Source organism: Pseudomonas sp. MWU16-30322, assembly GCF_020515535.1.
Taxonomy (GTDB): Bacteria; Pseudomonadota; Gammaproteobacteria; order Pseudomonadales; family Pseudomonadaceae; genus Aquipseudomonas; species Aquipseudomonas fluorescens_H.
In genome coordinates, this window is record NZ_JAIWYL010000013.1 from 176,329 (window position 1) to 201,542 (window position 25,214).

Consider the following 25,214-nt stretch of genomic DNA (forward strand, 5'->3'; position numbering starts at 1 on the left):
TGTCTGAAGAGGAGTTTTATGAGGTCATCGATGAGGGGGCTATTACGGTTTATCGTTGCCCAAAATGCAGTCGGCTCCATGTGGACCAAGGAGGTGGCAAGTTTTCCTCTTATATAAAAGAAATAGATTAGGCTTGCGGGGCCAAGGAATGCTGGCTATGTCTGGATTCTGTAAATCAGGAAAGGTTTCTTTCCCATTTACCGAGTCTGGTTCTGACAAAATTCGAGTATCGCCCTTTTATGTGGGGCAAGGGCGATCAGCGGCGAGCGACCATAGTGCCGCCGCTTTTCCCGGCTCGTTTAACCTTCTTTGCCATGACAGCATTCGGACTTCATCGCCGACTCATACCGATCATGATGCCGCACCCACTCCATGATCTCGTCCTCATTCCTGCCCTTGGGCGTGAGGTCGAGGTAGTTGTAGGCGCCCACCAACATGTCCAGCCCACGGGCATAGGTTGAGTAGGTGTGGAAAATGTCGCCTTTTGCATCACGATAAAACACGCTCAGGCCGGGCATTTCTTCCTCGGCACTGTCAGTCTTTTCGTAGTTGTACGTAGCCTTTCCTGCAGCGACATCTTCGGTCCGAGCGCAAACACCAAAGTCGTAGTTGAAATCGCAACCGTCTGACGACACCCAGTCGAATTTCCAACCCATGCGCTGCTTGAATGCCTGAAACTGCTCAAACGGGGCGTGGGAGACCGCGACCATGGCGATGTCGTGGTGGGCCAGGTGCAGATTGGCGCCGTCGATGTGGTCGGACAGGAACGAGCAACCCTGGCAGCCTTCCTCCCAATCCTTGGCAAACATGAAGTGGTAAACGATCAATTGGCTGTGTTTGCCGAACAGGTCGGCCAGTTTCAGTTCGCCGTTTGGGCCGTGAAACCGGTAGTCCTTGTAGACTTTGACCCACGGTAATGCGCGGCGTTTGGCGCTGAGGCGGTCGCGCTCTTTGGTGAAGGCCTTTTCGTCGGCCAGATGTTGTTTGCGCGCAGCGAGCCATTCTTCTCGCGATACCACCGGATGATTCTCGACGTTCATGATGATTTCTCCTGCGGGGTTGAAACCGTCTTTGTCAGACTAGTCGTTTAACCTTCGATCAATTCGACAGACCGCCGGTCGGTCGCGGCGTGAAATGCGGCTGAACGGCGGTGACAGGCACCGGTCACAACCTATGACAGCGCCCTAAATCACGCGCACCGGAGGTTGAATCAGGATGACGACTTATAACTGGGATTTGATTGAACGCTTGCTGCATGAAGTGCAGAACAGTGCAGGCGAAAGTTTCGCACCGCGAAAATATGCCGAGGACTATGCGGCGCAGAAAGCCGGTGCAGGTGAGCCGATCGAGAATCTGGATCACCTGAAAACGCTGGCCTGCGAATATGAAGGCTTGTTGCTCGATCGTGGATTTATCGAACCGCGCCCGGATCATATGGGCAGTACCGGCAGCAATTTCATTCTGACGCCACGCGGATCAAGCCTGCTGAGCCTGATCGACAGCAGCATTCCCGGAAATGATCATCCGCGGCAGGTGCTGGACGAGCAGGAAGATGCGCTGGATGAAGCGACGTTTGATGAGGTGGCTTCCAAGGCGCAGATTGCCTGATAGCCTCTTGTGGGAGCGGGCTTGCTCGCGAATGCGCTGTTTCAGACACATAAATGGTGAATGATCCACCGCATTCGCGAGCAAGCCCGCTCCCACATTGGATTGGCGTCTATTAAGGTTTCTGTGCAGCCTTCAGGCACTTCAGGTCATTGAAGTCTTTACGCACCCCTTCGATTTTCTTGAGCAACCGCTGACGCTGCTGCGGCGTGCTCTGCGCCATCAAATCAACCGCCAGCGAGCGCGCCTGTGCTTCGGTGTTGGCGTAGGCTTTCTGGTAATCCGTTGTCCATAAGCGCTCGCGATTGACCAGAAGTGTCTCGATCTGCTGTGGGAATTCCGGACTTTTACGCTGGGCAACGGCCGCGCTGAACTGTTGCTGCCAGTGCGCGCGGTTGGCGATCCATTGAGTGTTCTGCTCGCCCAGCGCGGTCGACCAGGCCATCACCCGTTGTTCCTGAGTGACGCTCAACGGGCCAAGCCAATCGGTGAGGCGCTTGTCCATGCGCGCAGCTCGTTCGGCAATCTGTTGCGCTAGCGGTGGTTTGACGTATTCCTTTTCACGCTTGCGCAGGTCCTTGGCGAACGCGTCGTTCATTTCCGCGACCTGTTTATCGTCCAGCCCTTGCAGCAGTTCGATGGCTGATGGCGTGATCTGGCGTGCGGTTTCGGCGATGGCTTTTTTCGCTTCTACGGTTCGCGCTTGCAGTGCCGCGTCTGTCACCTGATTGGTTTCGACCATCGCTTGCAAGCGATCCAGCCAGTCGAGGTAGCCCGGCAATTGCGTGGTGCAGTGCCAGTTCAGGTGCTCCTTGAGGCGATCGTTGAACCAGTCTTTTTGCTCGCTGGTCATGTCCAGATAGTCGCCAAGCGTCCATGGAATGATCACGTCGAGATTGCGGTAGGCCAGACCGACGCGACTGCAGGCGCCGAGGGCGATGGTGAAGATCAGCAGGGTGGCGAGGTGTTTGAACCAGCGAGACATGAGCGAGTCCTTGCGAGAGCCTGACGTCTGATTCTTATGTGAACGCAGGAGGCTGCCGGCAGTTCAGCCGATCAATAGAACGCGCGTTCGGCCTTGAGCGTGACCAGCCCGTCGCACTCGCTGTTTTGCCCGGAGTAAGCCGAGCAATCGCTGCCGCTGAGGTTGGAATTGCTGTAGATCAGGTCGAGGTCGACGCCCATGAACGGCCGGGAAAATTTCACCGACCAATCGGTAAAACTGCTGACATAACCACCGTCCACCGACACCGGCGTGTTCAGTTGGTGGGTGGTGTATTTCATGCTGATCCCGATGCCGAACGGCTGATTGCCGCCGAGGTCGGCGAACAGCGTGTTGTTCTGTTTGTCCGGGTCGTTGCTCACGGCGACGCCGAAGCGGCTGCCGAGCAGGGTCAGGCCGCCGAACAGCTCTTGGCTGTCGAGGGTGTCTACTTTGGGATAACTGTAGTGGATCATCCCGACTTCATAACCGAGGGTCTGATCGAAAGGTTGTTTGAAGCCGACGTAGGAGTCGATTTCGAGGTTCTTGCCCGGTGTGAGGCCCATGCTCGGTGCGTACTGGCCGACATACAGGCCGCTGTCGTGGCTGAGGTCGAGGCCGCCGTGGAACGAGCCGACTGCCGCCGGCTTGACCAGGCCTTGGGCCATGCTGCGGCTGGGCGTGGTGCCAAGTTTGAGGTCGAAGTCGCCGAGCTCGCGCTGGAAAATCTGCGCGTGCGCAGTCGAGCAGACCAGCAGGCCTACCAGCAATAAACAGGAAGTTGGTTTGAGCATGCGTCACTCCATGAACAGCGAGGGGCAGGCTTGAGCCTGCTGAAACGCTTGATCCAGACGCGTGCAAGGATACCGGCGAATGCTCGGCGATGATGGCCGTTCGTCGATTTTCAAAAGATTGGTTAAACAGAATTGAGGGTATTGCACGGGTGCCAGTCCAGACGCTTCGAAACTCAAAGCGCCTCAGGACGGGTGTATTACCGGGTGTTACTTCTTGCCCAGGCTGATCTGCTTGGACGGACCGAACGTCTGGCCGCTGACGCCTTTGGCAATTTGCTGGATTTCGCCGCCGGACTTGAGGAACGCTGCGATTTGATCGTTGATCGATTCGCTGGTTTCAACGGCTGGAGCTGGCTTTGCTTTGCTGGTGGATGCTTTTACACGCATGGCGGCCATTAACCTGTAGAAAAGTAACTCGGCCAGGCATCGTACAGGAATAACTTGACAATTGCTTGATAAATATCCCCGGGAATAACTGAGCGCGTGGGTGGATTATTCTCGATTAATTATTCGAAATATCCACCTAAGCCACTGTTTTAAATAAGAACATTTATTTGCCATCAGTGAAAACATCCTGCGCGAAATGGCGCGGCCGGTGCTGCGCTGGTCAGACGAGTGGCAGCCCGACCGTGCGAGACCCAGGAAAATCAAGGTGTCCCGTGGATTTTCCCGAACGGGTTGCTCAGCCAGCGAACGAAACCGGCAAAACCGGGTAGAATGCCGCCACGCAATGAGGGTTTTGGAAAATGGCTTTAGTCGGGCGTTACAACAGTTTGCAAGTGGTTAAACACACTAACTTCGGTTTATATCTGGACGGCGGTGCCGACGGCGAGATTCTTTTGCCCAACCGTTATATCCCTAAAGATATTCCCAGCGAAGATGAAGACTGGCTCAACGTTTTTATTTATCTGGACAGCGATGACAAACTTATCGCTACCACTGAAAAACCAAAAGTTCAGGTCGGCGAATTTGCCAGTCTGAAAGTTGTTGAAATCAACAGCATCGGCGTGTTCCTCGATTGGGGCCTGCCGAAGGATCTGTTGCTGCCGTATTCCGAAGAGAAGCGGCAGATGACCGCTGGTGAATATTGCGTGGTGCACGTCTATCTCGACAAACACACCCGCCGCATCACCGCGACCGCACGTCTGGATCGCTACCTCGACAAGACCCCGGCCAACTACAGCGCCGGGCAGGAAGTTGATCTGCTGGTGGCTGAAGCCACCGACATGGGCTTCAAGGCGATCATCAACAACAAGCACTGGGGCTTGATCCACAAGAATGAAATCTTCAAGTTCATGCGTTCCGGCATGCGCGAGAAGGGTTACATCAAGGAAGTGCGCGCCGACGGCAAGATCAGCCTCAGCCTGCAACCGGTGGGTCAGGAAGCGGCCAGCAGCCTGAGCTCGAAGATCCTCGCCAAGTTGCGTGAGAGCGACGGTAAGCTGGCCATCAGCGACAAGAGCGATCCGGCGCTGATCAGCAGCTTGTTCGGGGTCAGCAAGGGCAACTTCAAGAAGGCCATCGGTTCGCTGTACAAGGAAGGCAAGATCGTCATTCACGCCGATCGCATTGAACTAACCTGAGTCTCGCGTAGCCCATGTTGCATGGGCTCACTTGAGGTCGGTTAAATGAAAAAAGCGTTGATTGCCTATGGCGCCACACTGGTGGTGTTTCTGTTGCTCGATGGCATCTGGCTCGGCGTATTGATGGCGCCAACCTACCGCGAGCTGCTCGGTTCGCTGATGCTCGAAAAACCGCTGCTGTTACCGGCAGCGGTTTTTTATTGCCTGTATGTTTTCGGCTGTGTGCAGTTTGTGGTGTTGCCGGCGGTCAGTTTGCAGTGGGCCGCGACGCGGGGTGCTTTGCTGGGGCTGGTGGCGTACGGCACTTATGACTTGACCAACTGGGCGACGCTGCGCGGGTGGTCGGTGCAGGTGAGTTTGATGGATTGGGCGTGGGGGGCGTTTGCGACGGCTGTTGCCTGCACAGTCGGTTTCCTGGCTGCGAAGCGATTTGTGAGGTCAGCTGGGTAATCCTGGTTGTCTGGGCCGACGCCTTCGCGAGCAAGCCCGCTCCCACAGGGGGAATGCGTTCTAATGTGGGAGCGGGCTTGCTCGCGAATGGCGGCGCAGCCGACAGCCATTCACCGCTGCCGCAACAGGCAAGATAAATGTCTTTCCCAGACGGCTTTTTCTGCCCGAGTGATTGATAATCCCCGACACAGATTTTCGACCAGCGGATGGCTGCCATGTTGTGTGTGTTCGAGGTGTTGCGGTGAGTGTCGAGCGGCGCAATGCCGACGGTTTTGCCTTGCAGGTGATGATCGGCCTGTGCCTGATCTGGGGCGTGCAGCAAGTGATGATCAAGTGGGCCGCTCCGGACATCGCGCCGGTGATGCAGGCGGCCGGGCGTTCGGGGATTTCCGCGTTGCTGGTGGGTTTGCTGCTGTGCTGGAAGGGTGGTTGGGATCAGGTCGGCAACACCTGGCGCGGCGGACTGCTGGCCGGTGCGTTGTTCGGTCTGGAGTTCTTCTTCATCGCCGAAGGCCTGCAACTGACCACTGCCGCGCACATGTCGGTGTTCCTCTACACCGCGCCGATTTTCACTGCATTGGGTGTGCATTTCCTGTTGGCCAGCGAGCGTCTGCGCCCGTTGCAATGGCTGGGGATTCTGCTCGCGTTCATCGGTATCGCGATTGCTTTCGCGGGTGGCGTGTCGTGGGACAACCTCGACCGGCGCATGCTGCTGGGCGATGCGTTCGGGGTCATTGCCGGTGCCTGCTGGGGCGCGACCACTGTGGTGGTGCGCGCTTCGCGGCTATCGGAAGCGCCGGTGACCTTGACCTTGTTTTATCAATTGATCGTCGGCTTCGTCGGCCTGCTGTTGATCGCGCTGTTCAGCGGCCAGATCACTCACGTCAGCCTGACCAGCGTGGCGGTGGCCAGCGTGTTGTTCCAGGGTCTGGTGGTGTCGTTCTTCAGTTACCTGACGTGGTTCTGGCTGCTGCGCCGCTATCTGGCGGCCAATCTGGCGGTGTTTTCGTTCATGACGCCGCTGTTCGGTGTCACCTTTGGCGTGGTGCTGCTGGGTGAAGAATTGAGCATTAACTTCGTCATTGGCGCGGTGCTGGTGTTGCTCGGCATCACCTTTGTCAGCGCTGAGCAGTGGGTGCGTCGGCGTTTGCGCAAAGCGCTCGGTCAGCACTGACCGATTGCAGCGCCAGCCCGCCGGCAATCAGCAGACCGCTGCCGGCAATGATCAGCGCCGGTTGCAGACCACCGCTGAAATGGCTGCTCAGTGCCGCGAGCAACGGGCCGCTGAGCTGGCCGACGGCGAAGCATGCGGTCAGCAACCCGGCGTTGCGTTGGGTGGTGTGGGGCGCCAGTTCCCGCGAGCGCTGCATCACCAGTTGCATGCAGGCCAGGAACGGCATGCCGCACAACATCACCCCCAGCGCCAGGCCATAACCGCTGCCCAACAGACAGGCGAAGACCCCGAGCGCCTGCAACCACAGCGTTGCGGTCAGCCAATGCCGTGTGGTGTTCGGGTCGTGGCGACGCAGACTCACCAGCAACACACCGATGGCGGCGCCGAGGCCGAAGCACGGCCAGAACAGATCGGCCTGCCATTGCCCATGAAACTGCGCGTTGGCCATCTGCGAGAGGAACGTCGCCGGAATGATGTAACCCACGCCGTACAGCGCATACACCGCCGCCAGTCGCGGGATACCGCGATTCGCATGGCTGACGTTGAGGGTGGCGACCGGCGTGTGCACGCCCGGTTGCGGCAGGATCCGCACGATCCCCAACAACATCACCAGCGCCACGGCGGCATAGATCAGCCACAACGTGGCAGACGTCTGGTTCAACAGATGTGAGAACAGTGCCAGCAACCCTGTGAGAAAAATCCCCAGCCCCGGACCGGCGAACACCAGCGCACCGAGCCGTGGCCGGCCTGCCGCCGCTGCCAGTGGTTGACTCAGCGCCGTGATCATCACCAGCACCCAGGCACTCGCCACCCCGGTGCCAAAGCGCAGCAGTAAATGCGCCCAGAAGCCGTTGGCCCAGAACGACGCCAGGGTCAGCAGCACGCACAGCCACAACCCGCCATGCAACCGGCGCTGCACTTGCTGCGGACGGTGCGCGAACATCGCATCCACCGCGCCCAGCAGATAGCCGAGGTAGTTGGCCGCGGCGATCAGACCAGCGGCCGTCAGGTCGACCTGGCCTTCGCTGAGCAGGTGCGGCAGTTGCGGGGTGAGGGCGAAACGCCCGATGCCCATGGCCATCATCAGGGCGACGAAGCAGGCGGATAAGCGAATCAGTGGCGACATGGTCGGGATTCCTTTGGAGGAGCAATGACCGTCAGGCTAGAACCGATTGACTTTCTTTAAAATTGAATAATAGTGAGTAACTTGTTCTGTAATGGAGAATGGTTGTGGAATTCAGCCAATTGCGGATCTTTCAGGCAGTGGCCGAGGAAGGTTCGATCACCCGCGCCGCCGAGCGTCTGCACCGGGTGCCGTCCAACCTGTCGACCCGGCTCAAACAGCTGGAAGAGCAATTGGGTGTCGAACTGTTCGTCCGCGAGCGTCAGCGTTTGCAGTTATCGCCTGCGGGAAAAGTCCTGCTGGACTACACCGGCAAACTGTTCGCCCTGCGCGATCAGGCCAGTGCGGCGGTGATGGGCGGGCAACCGGCGGGGGATTTTGTTCTTGGTACGCTTTACAGCACCGCGGCAATCCATTTGCCGGCGCTGTTGGCGCGCTATCACAAGCAATACCCGGCGGTGAATCTGCAAGTGCAGTCCGGGCCCAGCGGTGAGTTGCTTGAAGGCCTGGTCTCCGGGCGTCTCGATGCGGCGCTGGTGGACGGTCCGCCGCAACTGGCCGGTATCGACGGCGTGCCGCTGTGCGACGAGCGTCTGGTGCTGATCAGCGAAGCCGATCACCCGCCGATCCGCAGCGCCAAAGAGGTCGAGGGCAGGGCTGTGTTCACCTTCCGCCATGGCTGCGCCTATCGCGCGCGACTGGAGGCGTGGTTTGTCCACTATCAGGCGGCGATGGGCCGGGCGATGGAGATCGAGTCGTATCAGGGCATGCTCGCCTGTGTGATTGCCGGCAGCGGCGTGGCGCTGATGTCGGAGTCGATGCTGGCCAGTCTGCCCGGGCGCGAAAGTGTCGCGGTGCACCCGTTGGCCGAGCCGTTTGCCAGTGCGACAACATGGCTCATGTGGCGCAAGGGCATGGTCGGGGCCAACCTCAATGCCTGGATTGAACAGCAGCAAGCGCTCTATCCCGTGGCATCCAGTGAAACACGGCAGACGGCGTGAACCAATCGATCCGAATTCTGTTCAATTCAGTAACAGATCATTGCGGATTTGGCCGAGCATTGCGTAGGACTTAGGACTATTATCAGTGCGAAGCGGCCTCAGAATTCCGGCCGCTCAGCACTACCCTGAAGGGGGCATGACGATGAAAGAGAAAATTCAGAACTGGCTGCACGATTTGGGTGTTGCCCTCGGCTTGATCGAACCGCCTCTGCAACCCGTTCCGATCCGCACCGATGACGAACAGCGCCGGCGTCAGCCTCGCCGGCGGTAAGTACGACTCCATATGAGTGACACTTGTTGTGGCGAGGGAGCTTGCTCCCGCTCGGCTGCGCAGCAGTCGTAAGGTCACTGAACAAGGTCCGTCGGGCACAACCGGGCTGAATGGTTTTGGGGCTGCTTCGCAGCCCAGCGGGAGCAAGCTCCCTCGCCACAGGGTTTCAGCTCACCCTGATGGTTGTATTTGGCAAACCCTCTCAATGCCTTCCAATCCCTAGCAAAAATCGACTCAGGTCATTCGCGGTCTTCGCGGTCTTGAGCATGTGATCCTCTTCGGCGGTGAACGCCGTCAGTCCGAACTCATCTTCCAGATGAAAGATCAGATCTTCGATATCTGCCTTCTCCAGCCCTAATTGCACCAGGCTGGTGTCGTCGTTGAATTCGCGGGAGTCCAGCAGGCGCTGAATGTATCGGTGCACGGCAGCACGCACGGCAGCTCTTCTCATGGCAGACAGTTTCGTTGTTGTGTTGACTGATTACAGCAGGCCTCAAGCGTGTCGACGCAACCATTCGTCAATCATCGAACGCAAATGCCCCCCGGAAAAACTGCCGAAATGCCCGCCATGCACCGTGCGGATCGGCAGCGCCTGCAAGCGCCGCAGGCTGGTGGCGTAATCCTGCAGATCGGAGTGGTAGGCGTCTTCGATCAACGGCCCGTCGTAGATGATGTCGCCGCTGAATAACGTTTCGGTGGCCGCCTCATACAGGCTGATGCCACCCGGCGAATGCCCCGGCGTGTGCAGCACTTGCAGCGTGCGGTTGCCCAGATCCAGCACGTCGCCATCCTCGACAAACCCGGTGGCTGGCGCAGCCTTGACCCGGTATTCGGCATAGCACAGTGGACAGTCCGGATGCGCCTCAAACATGTCGTCACCGACGAAGGCCCGGCTGAGGTCATTCTCGCCGTCCGGCGCGGCAAGAATGTCGGCCTCGGCGCGATGCACCAGACGTTCGGCGAATTCGTGATGCCCGGCGATGTGGTCGAAGTGGCAGTGACTGGCAACAGCCACCAGCGGCCGTTCGGTGATCCACGGCAATTGCTCGCGCAGGCTGACCAATCCCGAACCGCTATCCAGCAACAAGTCTTTGTCGCGGCCCTGAACATGCCACAGGTTGCAGCGGTAGAACGGTCGAATATACGGCTCATGAATCAGCCGAACTCCATCACCGAAACTCTGCACTTCAAACCACTGATCGCGCGAAACGATCTTCATAAGCCATTTTCTCCAGACGTAAAAAAACGGGTGTGGCAACCGACGCCACACCCGTCGAAGAAAGCATCAAGTCGTTACATCAGAGCTTAGATCGCACTCGCCACTGTCGCCGGGCGAGGGGAGACCAGGCTGACCACCACAAAACTCACCAGACCTACCGCAAGGCTGTAGTAGATCGGCGTGTTCGCATCCAGACCGTCCTTGAACATGAACAGCAGCGCGGTGGCGAAACCCAGGCCCATGCTGGCGATGGCGCCGGCGGTGGTCGCGCGTTTCCAGAAGATCGCACCGATCAGCGGAATCAGCATGCCGCCGACCAACAGGTTGTAAGCAAGAGTCAGGGCGCTGATCACGTCATTCACTACCAGCGCGATGCCGAGCACCACGACACCGGTGAGCAGGGTGAACAGGCGGTTGATCGCCAGGCTCGACTGTTTACCGCCACGCAGTTTCGGCAGCAGGTCTTCAGTCAGGGTGGTGGCCGCCGCGAGCAGACCGGCGCTGGCGGTGGACATCATCGCCGCCAGTGCCGCAGCGATCACCAGACCACGAATGCCGTCCGGCAGCGACAGTTTGACGATGGCGGCGAAGGCGTTGTTGACGTTGTCCAGATCCGGGATCAGTACGTGAGCGGCCATGCCGATCAGCGCGCAGGCCAGGCCGTAGAGGATGCAGTAGATACCGGCGATGCTGCCGGCGTACTGGGCGACTTTGGCGGTCTTGACGGTGAACACCCGTTGCCAGATGTCCTGACCGATCAGGATGCCGAAGAAGTAGATCATGAAGTAGGTGATGATCGTGTCCCAGCCGATGGTGGTGAAGTTGAACGCCGCTGCCGGCAGCTTCAGCACCAGTTCGTCCCAGCCGCCGACGCGGTACAGGCAGATCGGCAACAGGATGAACATCAGGCCCACGGTCTTGATGATGAACTGGACGATGTCGGTCAGGGTCAGCGACCACATGCCGCCGATCGCCGAGTAGATCACCACCACGCCACCGCCGAGCAGTACCGAGATCCAGAATGGCAGGCCGAACAGCACTTGCAGCACGGTGCCGATCGCCAGGATCGAGGTCACGCCGATCATCAGCGCGTAGGCCAGCATGATCACCGCGCTCGCCGAGCGGGCCATCGGGTTGTAGCGTTTTTCCAGAACCTGGGTAACGGTGTAGATCTTCAGTTTCAGCAGCGGTTTGGCGAGGAACAGGTTCAGCGCGACGATGCCGCAACCCAGTGCGGCGCACAGCCAGAAACCGGAGATGCCGTGCACGTAGCCCAGACGCACGGTGCCGACGGTGGACGCACCACCGAGCACGGTCGCGGCCATGGTGCCCATGTACAGGCTTGGGCCCAGGTTACGCCCGGCGACCAGAAAATCCTCGTTGGTCTTGGCCTTGCGCATGCCGTAGTAGCCGAGCAAAAGCATGCCGGCGGCGTAGATGAGGACGACGAATAAATCCAAAGCCATGATGGCGTGTCTCCGATTGTCTTTTTTATGGTGAGGCTGAATTCGATTTGCCCTTGTGGGAGCGGGCTTGCTCGCGAATGCGATCTGTCAGTCACATCACTGTTGAATGTGCCGACGCTTTCGCGAACAAGCCCGCTCCCACAGGGGTTTTGCGTCAGGCGGCCTGACGCAGTTCAGGTTTTGCTACGCCTTGGCTGCGCGCATCCTGCGGCCCGAACACTTCGCGCGGTTCCGGGAACAGGCTCAGCAGCGTCAGGTACACCACCGAAGCCAGCCCCAGGGTCACCGGCAAACTGATGTCGATGCCGCCGGCCATTTCACCCAACGGGCCGACGAACTGCCCCGGCAAATTGACGAAGCACAAACCGACCGCCGCGCTCGGGATCCACGCGCCCAGACCACGCCAGTTCCAGCCGTGGTTGAACCAGTAGCGTCCGCCTTGCTCGCCGCGAGTGAACACTTGCAGGTCATCCGGGCAGTAGAAGCCGCGACGCACCAGCAGGCCGATGATCATGATCACCATCCACGGGGTAGTGCAGGTGATGATCAGCACGGCGAAGGTCGACACGCTCTGCACCAGGTTCGCGGCAAAGCGGCCGATGAAGATGAAGGCAATCGACAGCACGCCGATCAGCAGCGTCGCTTTCACTCGTGACAGCACCCGCGGGAATACGCTGGACATGTCAAGCCCGGTGCCATACAGCGAGGTGGTGCCGGTGGACATGCCGCCGATCACCGCAATCAGGCACACCGGCAGGAAGAACCAGCTCGGCGACACCGCCAGCAAACCACCGACATAGTTGTTCGCCGCGATGTAGTCCGGCGCCTTGATCGCGACGATGGTCGCGGTGCTCAGGCCGAACAGGAACGGGATGAACGTGGCGATCTGCGACAGCACCACCGCGGCCATGATCCGTTGCTTGGAGGTGTCACGCGGGATGTAGCGCGACCAGTCGCCGAGGAACGCACCGAAGGAAATCGGGTTGCTCATCGCGACCAGCGCCGCGCCGATGAACGCCGCCCAGAAGCCCGGTTGACCGAGGTTCACGGTGCCGGCGTAGTTCACATCGAAAGGACCGGCGAAGGCGAAGATGCCCAGCAGGAACAACAGGCTGGCGCTCCACACCGCGATCTTGTTCACCCACAGCAAAAAGCGGAAGCCGTAGATGCACACGGTCAGCACCAGAATCGCGAACAGGCCGTAGGCCAGGCCCAGGGTCAGGTCGGTTTCCGGCAGACCGATCAGGCGTTTCGCCCCACCGATCAACGCATCCCCCGAACTCCACACCGAGAGCGAGAAAAACGCGATAGCGGTCAACAGCGACAGGAACGAACCGACGATCCGCCCGTGCACGCCGAAGTGCGCCCCGGAGGACACGGCATTGTTGGTGCCGTTGATCGGGCCGAACAGGCCCATCGGTGCGAGGATCAGCGAGCCGAGCAGCACGCCCGCCACAATTGCCCAGACGCCGGCCTGAAACGACAGGCCGAACAGCACCGGGAAACTGCCGAGCACGGCGGTGGCAAAGGTGTTCGAACCACCGAAGATCATCCGGAACAAGTCCGTCGGGCCTGCGGTACGTTCGTGGTCCGGGATCTGTTCGACCCCGTGGGTTTCAATTTGCGTAAGGCTTTGGTCGTTGGCTTTGTTGTTGTTATTCATGATCAGCTCCGATCATAAAGGCGCGCTCATCGTGCGTGAGCGTCACCTGTTTTGGCTAAGGGGGTGGCAGCCCTTCCGGCATTGCGGACAAATGTTCATGGCAGGCCAGCCAATGGCCTTGTTGTTCTAGGCTCGACGCTTGTTTCTTGAAAACAATCGTCTCGCGCTCCTGGCTGAAATGTTGCTCCCCTTGCATGCGCAGCTCGGTGGCCACGTCATGGACAAACACCGCCACGTCACCTTGCAGGCTGACGAAAGCGTTGCTCGAAGTGCACGACAACACTTCGAAGCCATCCTCGGCGCGCCAGCTGTCCCACAACGCCTGATAGGCATCGCGCGACAGCAGCGGCTGTTCGAGGGTGTAAAACACGAAACTTGCATCGGCGCTGAACGCGCCGAAATAAGCTTCGCGATCGTTACGAGCGAAGGCGGACACCAGATCGGCAGCCGCTTTCAACACCTGATCACGTTCGTTCATGGCCGAGCCCTCAGCGGTGGACCACGCCAGGCAGTACGCAGAGCATTTCGTACAGCAGGTTGGCGGCCAGCAGCGAGGTGTTGCCGGTGGTGTCGTAAGCGGGCGAGACTTCTACCAGATCGCAGCCGATCAGGTCGAGGCCCTGACAGCCGCGAACGATTTCAATCGCCTGAATGGTCGTCAGACCCCCGATTTCCGGGGTGCCGGTGCCAGGCGCCCAGGCCGGGTCGATGCCGTCGATGTCGAAGCTCAGGTACACCGGACCGCCGCCGACTTTCTCGCGCACTTCAGCCATCAGCGGTGCCAGCGACTTGTGCCAGCACTCTTCGGCCTGCACCACGCGGAAACCCTGATCGCGGCTCCAGTTGAAGTCGTCAGCGGTGTAGCCCTGCGCGCGAAGACCAATCTGCACCACGCGGTCGCAGTCCAGCAGACCTTCTTCGACGGCGCGACGGAAGGTTGTGCCGTGGGCGATTTTCTCGCCGAACATGTGATCGTTGACGTCAGCGTGGGCATCGATGTGCACCAGGCCGACCTTGCCGTGCTTCTTGTGAATCGCCCGCAGGATCGGCAGGGTGATGGTGTGGTCGCCACCCAGGGTCATCGGGATCACGTTGTGCTCGAGGATGTTGTCGTAGGCTTCTTCGATGATGCGCACGGCGTCGAGCAGGTTGAAGGTGTTGATCGCCACGTCACCGATGTCGGCGACCGACAGCGAGTCGAACGGCGCGGCGCCGGTGGCCATGTTGTACGGGCGGATCATCACCGATTCGGTGCGGATGTCGCGCGGCCCGAAGCGAGTGCCGGGGCGCAGCGAAGTACCGATGTCCAGGGGCACGCCAACGAAGGCAGCGTCCAGGCCGGCAGCGGTCGGTACATGGGGGAGTCGGAGCATGGTGGCGATGCCGCCGAAGCGCGGCATTTCGTTGCCGCCCAGTGGTTGGTGAAGAATCTTGTCCACGGGTAGGGCCTCATCGTCTTTGTTTTATTTATGTCGGCGCACCGTTGAACACAGGTTCGGACGCCGCTGTGGGGCCGATTCTGCGAAATGTAGTGCGGGGGAAGAATCGCTACGGGCAAAAACTTAGTTCAGATTTTTCTAAACTAATGCTGAGGCCCGGGATAGACTCTTTGGCCATGTATTAATGGCCCTGTGGCAAGGGAGCTTGCTCCCGCTGGGCGGCGAAGCCGACCCAAAACCCCACGACTCGGTACACCTGATCAACTGTATTTGCCGGGTTTGCGACTGCTTCGCAGCCGAGCGGGAGCAAGCTCCCTCGCCACAAGGGATGTGGTGGGGTGCAGCGTTCTACGCACCTGTGATCCTTGTTTGTGGAGTACTTGATGGCCAACGCTTTACCCGACCTGAAACTATTGCGCATCTTCGTCAGCGTGGTCCGGCATCAGGGCTTTGCCAACGCGCAGCAGGAACTCAACCTGTCGACCTCGGCGATCAGCACCTACATGAGCCAGCTCGAAGCCGCGCTCGGTCTGGTGCTGTGCCATCGCGGGCGGGGTGGGTTCAGCCTGACCAGCAAGGGTGAGCTGTTCCATCAGGAAACCCTGCGCCTGCTGGCCGAGCTCGAAGGCTTTGAGCAATACGCCGCCGCGCTCAAGGGCGAACTGCGTGGCACGCTGAATCTCGGGGTGATCGATTCCACGGTCAGCGACAAGGCCTTGCCGTTCGCCGAAGCCATCGGCGCCTACAGCCAGGAACACCCGGCGGTGCATTTGCACCTGTCGGTGATGAGCCCTTACGAACTGCAACTCGGCGTGCAGGACAACCGCCTCGATCTGGCCATCGGTGCCTTCTCCACGCGCATGAGCGGTCTGGTGTACATGCCGCTGTACCGCGAACAGCACTGGCTGTATTGCAGCAGTCGGCATCCGCTGTTCAACGAGCGGCGGATTCCCGAGCAGGTCATCACTCAGCAGCGCATGGTCGGTCGTGGTTACTGGAGTCAGGCGGAGCTGGCGCGCCACGGTTTCAAGCACAGCGCGGCGACCGTGGAAAGTATGGAAGCGCAGCTGATTCTGGTGCTGTCCGGTGCCTACATCGGTTACCTGCCGGAGCACTACGCTCAGGCCTGGGCCGACAAGGGCGACTTGCGCGTGTTACTGCCGGCGACTTTCGGTTATCAGGCGCCGTTCTCGATGATCATGCGCCGGGGCCGCAGCCGCGAGCCGCTGATCCAGACGTTCCGTGATCTGCTCAAAGCACAGCTCAATCAGGCTTAAGAACGATGTCCAGACCCCAATGCCCGCGCTGCCTGCGCCCACAAACCCATTGCCTGTGCCCGCTGATCCCGAGCCTCGATAGCCGCACCCGGGTGTTGCTGTTGCAGCATCCGAGCGAGGTCAATCACGCGCTCAACACCGCGCGATTGGCGGCGTTGGGTTTGACCAATGCCGAGCTGATCGTCGGTGAGGTGTTCGAGGATTTACCCGCGCTGCTCAACCGGCCGGGGTATCAGGCGCGGTTGTTGTTTCCCGCCGACGATGCGCAGCCGATGCAGGCTTATCGCGAATCCGCTGAACCGTTGTTGCTGGTGGTGCCGGATGGCACCTGGCGCAAGGCGCGCAAGATGCTCCACCTCAATCCGTTGCTGGCGGCGTTGCCACGGGTGACGCTGGCCGCGGGCGGGGTGTCGCGCTATCGGTTGCGCAAGGCACCGGGGCCGGGGGCGTTGTCGACGATTGAGGCGATTGTGCAGGCGCTGGAAACCCTTGAAGCGCCGACCACGTTTGCGCCGTTGCTCAAACCGTTCGAGGCGTTGATCGAGGGGCAGATTGCGGCGATGGGGGAGGAAGTTTTTCAGCGCAATCATTCAAAATAATGGGTGTTGGTGCGGGCCTCTTCGCGAGCAAGCCCGCTCCCACAGGGGAATGCATCCCAACTGTGGGAGCGGGCTTGCTCGCGAAGGCGTCCGATCAATCACCGCAACTCTCAACAATGCCTACCGCTCACGCATCGCCTCAGTCCGGGCTTTGAGCACCGGTTTAAGCAGATAATCCAGCACACTTTTCTCCCCGGTAATAATGTCCACCGTCGCCACCATCCCCGGGATGATCAGCAGCGGTTTAACATCCCCGCCCAAGTGGTTTTTATCGGTGCGCACCTGAATCAGGTAGAAGCTGTTGCCCTTGTCATCGGTGATGGTGTCGGCGCCGATCAGTTCGAGTTTTGCGCTCAGCCCGCCGTAGATCGTGTAGTCATAAGCGCTGAACTTGACCATGGCCTTCTGGCCCGGGTGCAGGAACGCGACGTCTTGCGGACGCACCTTGGCCTCGATCAACAGGTTGTCTTCCAGCGGTACGATTTCCACCATGTCGCTGCCCGGTTGCACCACGCCGCCGATGGTGTTGACTTTGAGTTGCTTGATCACCCCGTGTACTGGCGAAGTCACGGTGGTGCGGCTGACCCGGTCGTCGATGGCGATGCTCGACGCAGTGATTTTCGACAGGTCGGTGCGTTTCTGATTGAGGTCCTTGGCGGCGTCGGAGCGGAATGTCTGTTCCGATTCGTCGATCTTGCTCTTGATCTCGTTGATTGCCGATTCCGCCCGAGGGATTGCCAGGGTCGTCGCATTCAGCGAACCGCGAATCTCTACCGCGCTGCGCTTGAGCCGCAGGATCTCCACCGGCGACACCGCGCCAGTGCCGACCAGCGGCGCCGACATGTTCATCTCTTGCTGCAATAGCGCCAGGCTGGAACTGTACTGACCTTGCTTGGAACGAAACTCCGCCAGTTCCTGAGTCTTCTGCCGCAGCTGTTCGGTAAGGGTGCGTTGTTCGCTGGCCAGTCGGCGCTGGCGCTGATCGTACAGCGCGCGCTCGTCTTCGGCGACCTGTGGCGCCTTGGCGATCACCTCGTCAGACAGTTTGAACGGACGGCCCTCGGCTTCGGCGGAGAGGCGCTCGACTTGCGCGGTCAGCGCGTAACGGTCGGCCTCGCTCTCACCTTTGTTCGACAGGAAGCGCGTGTCATCCAGGCGCAACAGCTTGTCGCCCTTGTTCACCATCTGCCCTTCACGAACAAAAATCTCGGTGACGATCCCGCCCTCCAGGTTCTGGATCACCTGGACCTTGCTTGACGGAATCGCCTTGCCTTCGCCCATGGTCACTTCTTCAAGCACGGCGAACTTGGCCCAGACCAGCGCACTGATCAGCAGCGCCGCCGCCAGCCACACGGTGATCCGCGACCAGCGCGGCGAATCCTGCAGCGCCGCGCCAGCGGTTTCCGGCATGAACTCGGCTTCGGCGCTTTTGCCGAAACTGTTGAAGTAGCCGCGCTCTTTCGAAGATGAAGCTGACATGCGGCGATACCCCTCAATCAAGAGAAACCAAGCCAACGCGAACCTGTGGCGAGGGAGCTTGCTCCCGCTGGGTTGCGAAGCAGCCCCAAAAATCTTGTGGGCGCTGCGCACCCAAGCGGGAGCAAGCTCCCTCGCCACAGACAGTAGGTGGCCACAGGTTTGTGTTGCATCGACTAAACCGCCGCCGAGCCGACGCGGCCCTTGCGCAGTGCATCGATGACCGCTTCTTTCGGGCCGTCGGCGACGACCCGGCCGTTGTCCAGCACCAGCAACCGGTCCACCAGGCTCAGCATCGAGGTGCGGTGGGTGACCAGCAGCAGGGTCTTGCCTTGCACCCAGCCGTGCAGCTTCTGGCGCAGCAGGTCTTCGCTGCTGTTGTCCATGGCGCTGGTGGGTTCGTCGAGCAGCATGATCGGTGGGTCGAGCAGCAATGCCCGTGCGAGTAAAACGGCCTGACGCTGGCCGCCGGAAAGTAGCTGGCCGCGCTCGCCCACTGGCCGGTCGAACCCTTGTGGATGCTGGCGGGCCAGTTCGGTGACGCCGGTCAGCTCGGCGACTTCGAGCATGCGTGAATCGCTGATGTAGCGGGCGCCGAGGGTCAGGTTGTCGCGCAGGCTGCCGGCCAAAAGCGGCAGGTCGTGGGCGACATAACCGATCTGCTGGCGCAGGTCGGCGACATCCAGTTGCCGCAGGTCGAGGCCGTCGAGCAGCAACTGGCCTTCCTCGGGTTCATAGAAGCCCATCACCAGCCGCGCCAGGGTGCTTTTGCCCGAGCCGCTGCGGCCGATGATGCCGATCCGCTCGCCGGGTTTCATGCTGAAGCTGACGTTGCTCAGCGCCGGTGCGTTCTGGCCGTTGTAGTGAAAGGTCACGCCGCTGACGTCCAGCGCACCTTGCAGCTGCGTGCGTTCCAGTGGCCGCTGCTTGCCGTCGCGTTCCTGCGGCAGGCCCATCAGCGCATCGGTGCTTTTCATGGTCAGTTGCGCTTGCTGGTAGCGGGTGATCAGCCCGGCGATCTGCCCCAGCGGCGCGAGTACGCGGCTGCCGAGCATGTAGCTGGCCACCAGCGCGCCGACGCTGAGGTTGCCGGCGATGATGCTGTAGACCCCGGCAACAATCGTCGCCATCCCCGAGAACTGCTGGATGAACAGCGTGCCGTTGGTCGCCAGCGCCGAAAGATTGCGCGCATGGCTGTCGAGGCGGGTGAGGGCGCCGTGGGTGCTTTCCCATTTGTGCTGGCGCTCGCTTTCGGCGCCGCAGGCCTTGAGGGTTTCCAGACCACCGAGGGTTTCGATCAGCAGCGCCTGCCGTTCCGCACCCAGGCTCAGACTCTTTTGCACGGTGTCGCGCAGGCGCGCCTGAATCACCATGGCGAAGATGATCGTGATCGGAAACGCCAGCAGCGGAATCACCACCAGCCAGCCACCGAGCAGACCGATCACCACCAGCATCAACACCACGAAGGGCAGGTCGATCAGGCTGGTCAGGGTCACGGCGGTGAGGAATTCGCGCAGGCCCTGAAAGTCATGAATGCTCTGGGCGAAACCGCCGATGGTTGCCGGCCGCGCCTTCATCGCCATGCCGGTGATGCGCTCGAACAACGTCGCAGAAAGGATCACATCGGTTTTCTTGCCGGCGGTGTCCAGCAGGTGCGCGCGCACCACCCGCAGCACCAGCTCGAAGCCGGTACCGATCAGCAGGCCGATCGCCAACACCCATAGGGTCGAGGTGGCCTGATTCGGCACCACGCGGTCGTAGGTCTGCATCACGAACAGCGGCACCATCAGACCTAAAAGGTTGATCAGGAAACTGGCGAGGATCGCATCGCTGTACAGCCATTTCGACAGCTTGAGGGTGTCGCGAAACCAGGCGTGGACCCGCGGCACCAGCGGTGAGCGCAAGTCTTCGAGTTCGTGGCGCGGACGGGCGAACAAGGCCTGGCCGCTGTAGTGTTCGGCGAGTTCTTCGCGCTCGACCCATTGCTCGCCGCCATCGGCTTCGCTGGGCAGGATCAGCGCTTTGCCGTCATCGCCCAAACGCCGCAATACGGCGGTGCGCCCATCCTTGAGCAGCAACAGGATCGGCAGATTCAGCGCAGAAATATCTTTCAGTTCGCGGCGCAACAGACGCGCCTGCAAACCGGCCCGGGCGGCTGCGCGGGGCAGCAGATCCAGGCTCAGGCGTTGCTTGTTCAGGGGCAGCCCGGCGCTCAGACTGGCGCGACTCACCGTCGCGCCATGCAGTTTGCAGAGGATCAACAGACCGTCGAGTAACGGGTCATCGAAGCTCAGCCGCGGATCGATCCCGGTGTTACCGCCTTCGGCCATGCTAGTCATATTGATCGCCCCTGTAATGACTGGTCCAACCTTGTGGCGAGGGAGCTTGCTCCCGCTTGAGTGCGCAGCACTCACAAAATCTTCATCGTTGAACGTTTTTGGGGTCGCTGCGCAACCCAGCGGGAGCAAGCTCCCTCGCCACAATGGATCGTGGGACTTACTTCAGCTCGGGCAGGCGCGCTTCGTTTTTGACTTCGGTCGCCGCAATCGCATCGGCCGGCAGCACCACCCGTTGCTTGCTCAGCAACTGGCCCATGTTCGCCAGCACGCGGTACATCGAATATTCCTCGGTGTAGCGGATTTCGGTGTAGCGGCGGTTGGCGTTGTAGAGCTCGTTTTCACTGTCGAGCAAGTCGAGCAGGGTGCGTTGGCCGAGGCCGAACTGATCCTGATACGCCGCGCGCACACGCTTGGTGGTCTCGGCGTATTCACGGGCGGTCGGGGTCTGTTTCTTCGCGTTGACCATGGCGTTCCACGCCAGGTGGATGTTCTCGTTCAACTGCCGCAGGGCGTTGTTGCGAATGTCCATTGCCTGATTGATCTGGTGCGCATCGGACGCCAGCCGGGCTTTGTCGCTGCCGCCACGGAACAGGTTGTAGTTCATGATCACGCCCACGCGCCATTCGTTGTCGTGGCCTTCATCACCTTGCACGTTGTTGTTCGCGCCCACCGCCGCCTCTGCATCGAAACGCGGATAGAACGGCGACTTGGCGACTTCGTACTGGCTCTCGGCCGACTGCACGTCAGCCTGGGCGGATTTCAGATACGGGTTGTTCTCGACCATGCTCTGCTGGGCTTCCGGCAGGCTGGTGGGGATTTCACCGCGGGTCGAGGGCGGCGTTTCCAGTTCATCGGGCATGCGCCCGACCACGGCGTAGAAGTTCGATTCGGCGTCGGCCAGATCGACTTCGGCGGTGTCGAGGTTGTTCTCCGCCAACGCTTTACGGGCAACCGACTGATCGGAGTCGGCGGTGCTGCCGATACCGCGCTGGGTGCGCAGGCCGATCTGATCGTTGACGCGCAAGTGCGCTTGCAGGTTGTTCTTGGCCAGGGTCACCAGTTCGCGGCGCTTGAGCACTTCGAGGTAGACCTCAATGGTGCGCAGGGCCAGATCCTGGGCGGTGCCTTGCGCGTAATAGGCGCGCGAGTTGGACACGCCCTTGGTGCGCTCGACCTCGTTGGCGGTGTTGAAACCGTCGAACAACATCTGCCGCAAGCGTAATTCGGACTGGGTGTAGTTGAGGATTTCGGTGTTGTGACCGCTGGGTGTCAAGGCCCGCGTATTGGTGTTGTCGCTGTAGCCGCGACCGTAAGCAGCGTTCAAATCCACGGACGGATAAAAGCCGCCCTTGGCCACTTTCACCTGCTCGTCAGCAGACAGTTTGGCGTCCACGCGCGAGGCGAGCTCAGGGTGGGTGGCGATGGTGCTTTGTATCGCGTCGGTCAGGTTCATGGCCTGAGCTTGGGAAGTGCAAGCCATGGCCAGCAAAACCGCGCTGCAGAGGGGGGTTAAAACGCGCATGGGTGCATCTCCCTGGTCCTGATGGTGTGTTACTGTCGCCAAATATTTGACGATATTTTAAGGTTTAAGCGTTTCACTCTTGTAACAACAGAGCTAAGAACATCCTGAAGCGTAGCTAAGAAAAAATTTTCATAAGGGTTATGCCAAAAAAAACTTATGCGCTGCGACAAATCCGGGACATTGTTCAGGACGAAAGCCTTTGTTTTCCGCGCATCAGGGTGCACGGAAAGGCTTGAGGAAAGTTCCATTCACTTTGCGACATACGGCGAAGTAATGCTGAAGGGGAGGGACGCGTAGCGGCAGATGAGCGACATTTTTTTGTCACTCGGGTGATTCACCACCGTTACGTAGCGTTAGTGGGTTTGCTGCATTGATCAGGAGTTTTAAGTGCTTGATCGCACTGAAGTTTCCTTTTTTGCGCTACCTGCGAAACGAACTGCCGAGGTGTGAGCGTCACCCCGGCAACCCGATTGAGCCATGGGCTGCTTCGCGAACCAGTGCCGACGGTGGTCGGCAGCGGAGGAAATTCACATGGCAACGCTCATCGGGATCGTCACAAAAGTCATTGGTCAGGTTTTTGCGCAGGGCACCGACGGCACTCGCCGCGCCCTGGTCGAGGGCGATCGCCTGTTTGCCGGCGATCAAGTGATCACCGGGGCAGAAGGTGCCGTCGCCGTTCATCTGCAAAATGGCCACGAGTTGACCCTGGGTCGCGACAGCAGCATGGTCATGTCCGGTCAATTGCTGGCCAATCAGGCGCCGCATGTCGATTCGCCAGAAGCGGTGACCCCGACCGAAGCGCAATTGACCGACGTTGAGCAAATCCAGAAAGCCATCGCCGCCGGTGAAGACCCGACCAAAGCCGCCGAAGCGACTGCTGCCGGGCCGAATGCGCCAACGGGTGTACCGGGGGAACTGGGTGGTGGCCACAGTTTTGTGTTGCTGACGGAAGTCGGCGGACGCGTCGATCCGCGAATTGGTTTCCCCACCGCCGGTTTCAACGGGATTCCCGAGTTTCCCCTGGAACGGCACTACATCGTCGATAACAACGGCGACAACACTCCGACGCCAGTGGTGCCGCCAGCGGTGAATAATCCGGTGACGCTCAGTGGCCTGTCGGTGCCGGGCGGTGAACTGACCGTCAACGAAGCCAATCTGCCCGACGGCTCTGCCGCCAACCCCGCTGCGCTGATTCAAAGCGGCAGCTTTACCGTGAGCGCCCCGGACGGTCTGAGCAGCCTGAACATCGGCGGCATCAATGTGATCAGCGGTGGCGTGGCCGTCGGTTTTCCGCAGTCGATCACCACCCAGTTGGGCAACACCCTGACCATCACCGGTTACAACGCGAGCACCGGCGTGGTCAGTTACAGCTACACCCTCAATGGCAATGACGCCCATCCGGCCGGTGGCGGCGCCAACAGCCTGAGCGAGCATTTCACCGTGACGGCGGGTGACAGCAATGGCGACAGCGCGACCGGCTCGCTCGACGTCAACATCATCGACGACGTGCCCAAAGCGGCGAATGACAGCAATGCCAACACTGCCTCGGAAACCCTGCTGACCCTGACCGGCAACGTCCTGACCAACGACGTGCAAGGTGCCGACCGCGTGCCCACCGGGCCAGTCACTGCCGGCACTTTCACCGGCACTTTCGGCACGCTGGTGTTGAATGCCAATGGCACGTACACCTACACCCTCAACACCAGCGACGCAGACTTCAAAGCGCTGCACGGTGGCGGCAATGGCACCGAGACTTTCACCTACACCATCACCGACTCGGACGGCGATACCAGCACTGCGAATCTGGTTTTGCAGATTCACAACAACGACGATCCGGTGGTGATTAACGGGTTGAACGTTGAAGGTGGCGAGCTGACGGTTTATGAAAAAAACCTCGGCACTGGCAGCGAGCCGGATTCCAGTGCGCTGACCCAGAGCGGCACGTTCACCATCACGGCGCTCGACGGTGTCACCACGCTGACGGTGGGCAGCATCGCCGTCGTTACCAACGGTGTGGCCGCAGGCTTCCCGCAATCGGTTACCACGCCACTGGGCAGCACACTGACCATCACCGGTTTCAACGCAACGACCGGCGTGGTCAGTTACAGCTACACCCTCGATCACAATGACGCGCATCCGACGGGCAACGGCGCCAATACCTTGCCTGAGCAATTTGCCGTAACGGTGGTGGACGACAACGGCACCACCGCCAATGCGACCCTCGACGTTAATGTGGTCGACGACGTGCCTAAAGCGGTGAATGATTCCAACGCCAACACTGCGTCAGAAACCAATCTGACCCTCACCGGCAACGTCCTGACCAACGACGTGCAAGGCGCCGACCGCGTACCCACCGGTCCAGTCACCGCCGGCACGTTCACCGGCACCTACGGCACCCTGGAACTGCACACCGACGGCACCTACACTTACACGCTGAACACCACCGACGCCGACTTCAAAAACCTGCACGGTGGCGGCAATGGCACCGAAACCTTCACCTACACCATCACTGATTCTGACGGCGATACCAGTACCGCCAATCTCGTTTTGCAGATCCACAACAACGACGATCCCGTGGTCATCAGTGGCCTCGACGTGAACGGCGGCGAGCTGACGGTTTACGAAAAAAACCTCAGCACCGGTAGCACTCCGGATGCCAACGCGCTGACACAAAGCGGCACCTTCACCATCACCGCTCTGGACGGCGTCACCACGCTGACCGTCGGTGGTATCGCCGTGGTCACCAACGGCGTGGCCGCAGGCTTCCCGCAGTCGGTCACCACGCCACTGGGCAGCACACTGACCATCACCGGTTTCAACGCAACGACAGGCGTGGTCAGTTACAGCTACACCCTCGACCACAACGACGCCCACCCAACCGGCAACGGTGCGAACAACCTGCCGGAACAGTTCGCCGTCACCGTGGTGGACGACAACGGCACCACCGCCAACGCGACCCTCGACGTCAACGTGATCGACGATCTGCCTAAAGCGGTGAACGACAGCAACGCAAACACTGCCTCGGAAACCAATCTGACTCTGACCGGCAACGTCCTGAACAACGACGTGCAAGGCGCCGACCGCGTACCCACCGGCCCAGTCACCGCCGGCACGTTCACCGGCACCTACGGCACCCTCGAACTGCACACCGACGGCACTTACACCTACACGCTGAACACTACCGACGCCGACTTCAAAAACCTCCACGGCGGCGGCAACGGCACCGAGAAT

The 25,214-nt window shown here is 60.2% G+C and carries 23 protein-coding genes; 9 read left to right on the forward strand and 14 right to left on the reverse strand.

Annotation, left to right across the window (positions count from 1 at the left end; all coding sequences use genetic code 11):
* Positions 1-299: 299 nt before the first annotated feature.
* Positions 300-1,040 carry a thioredoxin family protein gene (locus tag LCH64_RS25090; RefSeq protein ID WP_226501604.1) on the reverse strand — a complete coding sequence of 247 codons (741 nt, stop codon included), beginning with the start codon at positions 1,038-1,040 and terminating at the stop codon, positions 300-302.
* A 175-nt stretch (positions 1,041-1,215) separates the two neighbouring features.
* Between LCH64_RS25090 and LCH64_RS25095 the strand changes: the two genes are divergently transcribed.
* A complete protein-coding gene (locus LCH64_RS25095) occupies positions 1,216-1,608 on the forward strand; it encodes a transcriptional regulator (RefSeq protein ID WP_226501605.1) in 393 nt (130 codons plus the stop codon).
* 112 nt (positions 1,609-1,720) lie between these two features.
* Here LCH64_RS25095 and LCH64_RS25100 read toward each other — a convergent pair whose 3' ends face one another.
* From LCH64_RS25100 to LCH64_RS25110, 3 genes are all read right to left on the reverse strand, one after another.
* Positions 1,721-2,590, reverse strand: coding sequence for a DUF6279 family lipoprotein (locus tag LCH64_RS25100; RefSeq protein ID WP_226501606.1), 870 nt, complete (start codon positions 2,588-2,590; stop codon positions 1,721-1,723).
* A gap of 71 nt (positions 2,591-2,661) precedes the next feature.
* On the reverse strand, positions 2,662-3,381 hold the full coding sequence (locus tag LCH64_RS25105) for a TorF family putative porin (RefSeq protein ID WP_003222704.1): 720 nt from the start codon (positions 3,379-3,381) through the stop codon (positions 2,662-2,664).
* A gap of 207 nt (positions 3,382-3,588) precedes the next feature.
* Entirely contained in the window at positions 3,589-3,777 is a 189-nt protein-coding gene (locus LCH64_RS25110) for a hypothetical protein (RefSeq protein WP_016985943.1), read from the reverse strand.
* A 350-nt stretch (positions 3,778-4,127) separates the two neighbouring features.
* On the opposite strand from LCH64_RS25110, the gene LCH64_RS25115 reads away from it, so the two are divergent.
* The 3 genes from LCH64_RS25115 (at position 4,128) to LCH64_RS25125 (ending at position 6,588) form a co-directional block, all read left to right on the forward strand.
* A complete protein-coding gene (locus LCH64_RS25115) occupies positions 4,128-4,964 on the forward strand; it encodes a S1-like domain-containing RNA-binding protein (protein ID WP_226501607.1) in 837 nt (278 codons plus the stop codon).
* Between the two features lie 45 nt (positions 4,965-5,009).
* Complete coding sequence (locus LCH64_RS25120; protein WP_226501608.1) at positions 5,010-5,414, forward strand: DUF2177 family protein; 405 nt, start codon at positions 5,010-5,012, stop codon at positions 5,412-5,414.
* 241 nt (positions 5,415-5,655) lie between these two features.
* Complete coding sequence (locus LCH64_RS25125) at positions 5,656-6,588, forward strand: DMT family transporter (RefSeq protein ID WP_226501609.1); 933 nt, start codon at positions 5,656-5,658, stop codon at positions 6,586-6,588.
* Here the strand turns inward: LCH64_RS25125 and LCH64_RS25130 are convergent.
* Positions 6,533-7,714 (reverse strand): MFS transporter, encoded by a 1,182-nt coding sequence (locus tag LCH64_RS25130; RefSeq protein WP_226501610.1) that lies wholly within the window; start codon positions 7,712-7,714, stop codon positions 6,533-6,535. The two genes, LCH64_RS25125 and LCH64_RS25130, sit on opposite strands and share 56 nt — an antisense overlap.
* Positions 7,715-7,818: 104 nt before the next feature.
* Here LCH64_RS25130 and LCH64_RS25135 point away from each other — a divergent pair, with 104 nt between their 5' ends.
* Complete coding sequence (locus tag LCH64_RS25135; RefSeq protein ID WP_027614570.1) at positions 7,819-8,712, forward strand: LysR family transcriptional regulator; 894 nt, start codon at positions 7,819-7,821, stop codon at positions 8,710-8,712.
* 142 nt (positions 8,713-8,854) lie between these two features.
* Positions 8,855-8,983 (forward strand): PA1414 family protein, encoded by a 129-nt coding sequence (locus LCH64_RS28295; RefSeq protein WP_003184145.1) that lies wholly within the window; start codon positions 8,855-8,857, stop codon positions 8,981-8,983.
* Between the two features lie 202 nt (positions 8,984-9,185).
* Here the strand turns inward: LCH64_RS28295 and LCH64_RS25140 are convergent, their stop codons facing one another.
* The 6 genes from LCH64_RS25140 to speB form a co-directional block, all read right to left on the reverse strand.
* A complete protein-coding gene (locus LCH64_RS25140; RefSeq protein ID WP_226501611.1) occupies positions 9,186-9,434 on the reverse strand; it encodes an acyl carrier protein in 249 nt (82 codons plus the stop codon).
* Between the two features lie 42 nt (positions 9,435-9,476).
* Entirely contained in the window at positions 9,477-10,202 is a 726-nt protein-coding gene (locus LCH64_RS25145) for an MBL fold metallo-hydrolase (RefSeq protein WP_226501612.1), read from the reverse strand.
* Positions 10,203-10,288: 86 nt separating this feature from the next.
* Positions 10,289-11,668: a sodium:solute symporter gene (locus tag LCH64_RS25150; RefSeq protein ID WP_003222714.1), complete on the reverse strand. Its 1,380-nt coding sequence runs from the start codon at positions 11,666-11,668 to the stop codon at positions 10,289-10,291.
* A 154-nt stretch (positions 11,669-11,822) separates the two neighbouring features.
* Positions 11,823-13,331 carry a cytosine permease gene (locus LCH64_RS25155; RefSeq protein WP_226501613.1) on the reverse strand — a complete coding sequence of 503 codons (1,509 nt, stop codon included), beginning with the start codon at positions 13,329-13,331 and terminating at the stop codon, positions 11,823-11,825.
* A 55-nt stretch (positions 13,332-13,386) separates the two neighbouring features.
* Positions 13,387-13,809 carry a nuclear transport factor 2 family protein gene (locus LCH64_RS25160; RefSeq protein WP_003222716.1) on the reverse strand — a complete coding sequence of 141 codons (423 nt, stop codon included), beginning with the start codon at positions 13,807-13,809 and terminating at the stop codon, positions 13,387-13,389.
* Positions 13,810-13,819: 10 nt separating this feature from the next.
* Positions 13,820-14,770 (reverse strand): agmatinase, encoded by a 951-nt coding sequence (speB, locus tag LCH64_RS25165; protein ID WP_003222717.1) that lies wholly within the window; start codon positions 14,768-14,770, stop codon positions 13,820-13,822.
* Positions 14,771-15,153: 383 nt separating this feature from the next.
* Here speB and LCH64_RS25170 point away from each other — a divergent pair, with 383 nt between their 5' ends.
* Together LCH64_RS25170 and LCH64_RS25175 are read left to right on the forward strand one after the other, a co-directional pair.
* Positions 15,154-16,047: a LysR family transcriptional regulator gene (locus tag LCH64_RS25170; protein WP_007956593.1), complete on the forward strand. Its 894-nt coding sequence runs from the start codon at positions 15,154-15,156 to the stop codon at positions 16,045-16,047.
* Between the two features lie 5 nt (positions 16,048-16,052).
* Complete coding sequence (locus LCH64_RS25175) at positions 16,053-16,646, forward strand: DTW domain-containing protein (RefSeq protein ID WP_226501614.1); 594 nt, start codon at positions 16,053-16,055, stop codon at positions 16,644-16,646.
* A gap of 120 nt (positions 16,647-16,766) precedes the next feature.
* Here the strand turns inward: LCH64_RS25175 and LCH64_RS25180 are convergent, their stop codons facing one another.
* From LCH64_RS25180 to LCH64_RS25190, 3 genes are all read right to left on the reverse strand, one after another.
* A complete protein-coding gene (locus LCH64_RS25180) occupies positions 16,767-18,125 on the reverse strand; it encodes an HlyD family type I secretion periplasmic adaptor subunit (protein ID WP_003222719.1) in 1,359 nt (452 codons plus the stop codon).
* Positions 18,126-18,298: 173 nt separating this feature from the next.
* Positions 18,299-20,461, reverse strand: coding sequence for a type I secretion system permease/ATPase (locus LCH64_RS25185; RefSeq protein WP_226501615.1), 2,163 nt, complete (start codon positions 20,459-20,461; stop codon positions 18,299-18,301).
* A 157-nt stretch (positions 20,462-20,618) separates the two neighbouring features.
* Positions 20,619-21,983 carry a TolC family outer membrane protein gene (locus LCH64_RS25190; protein ID WP_226501616.1) on the reverse strand — a complete coding sequence of 455 codons (1,365 nt, stop codon included), beginning with the start codon at positions 21,981-21,983 and terminating at the stop codon, positions 20,619-20,621.
* 531 nt (positions 21,984-22,514) lie between these two features.
* On the opposite strand from LCH64_RS25190, the gene LCH64_RS25195 reads away from it, so the two are divergent.
* A partial coding sequence (locus LCH64_RS25195) for a retention module-containing protein (RefSeq protein ID WP_226501617.1) occupies positions 22,515-25,214 on the forward strand: 2,700 nt, incomplete at its 3' end.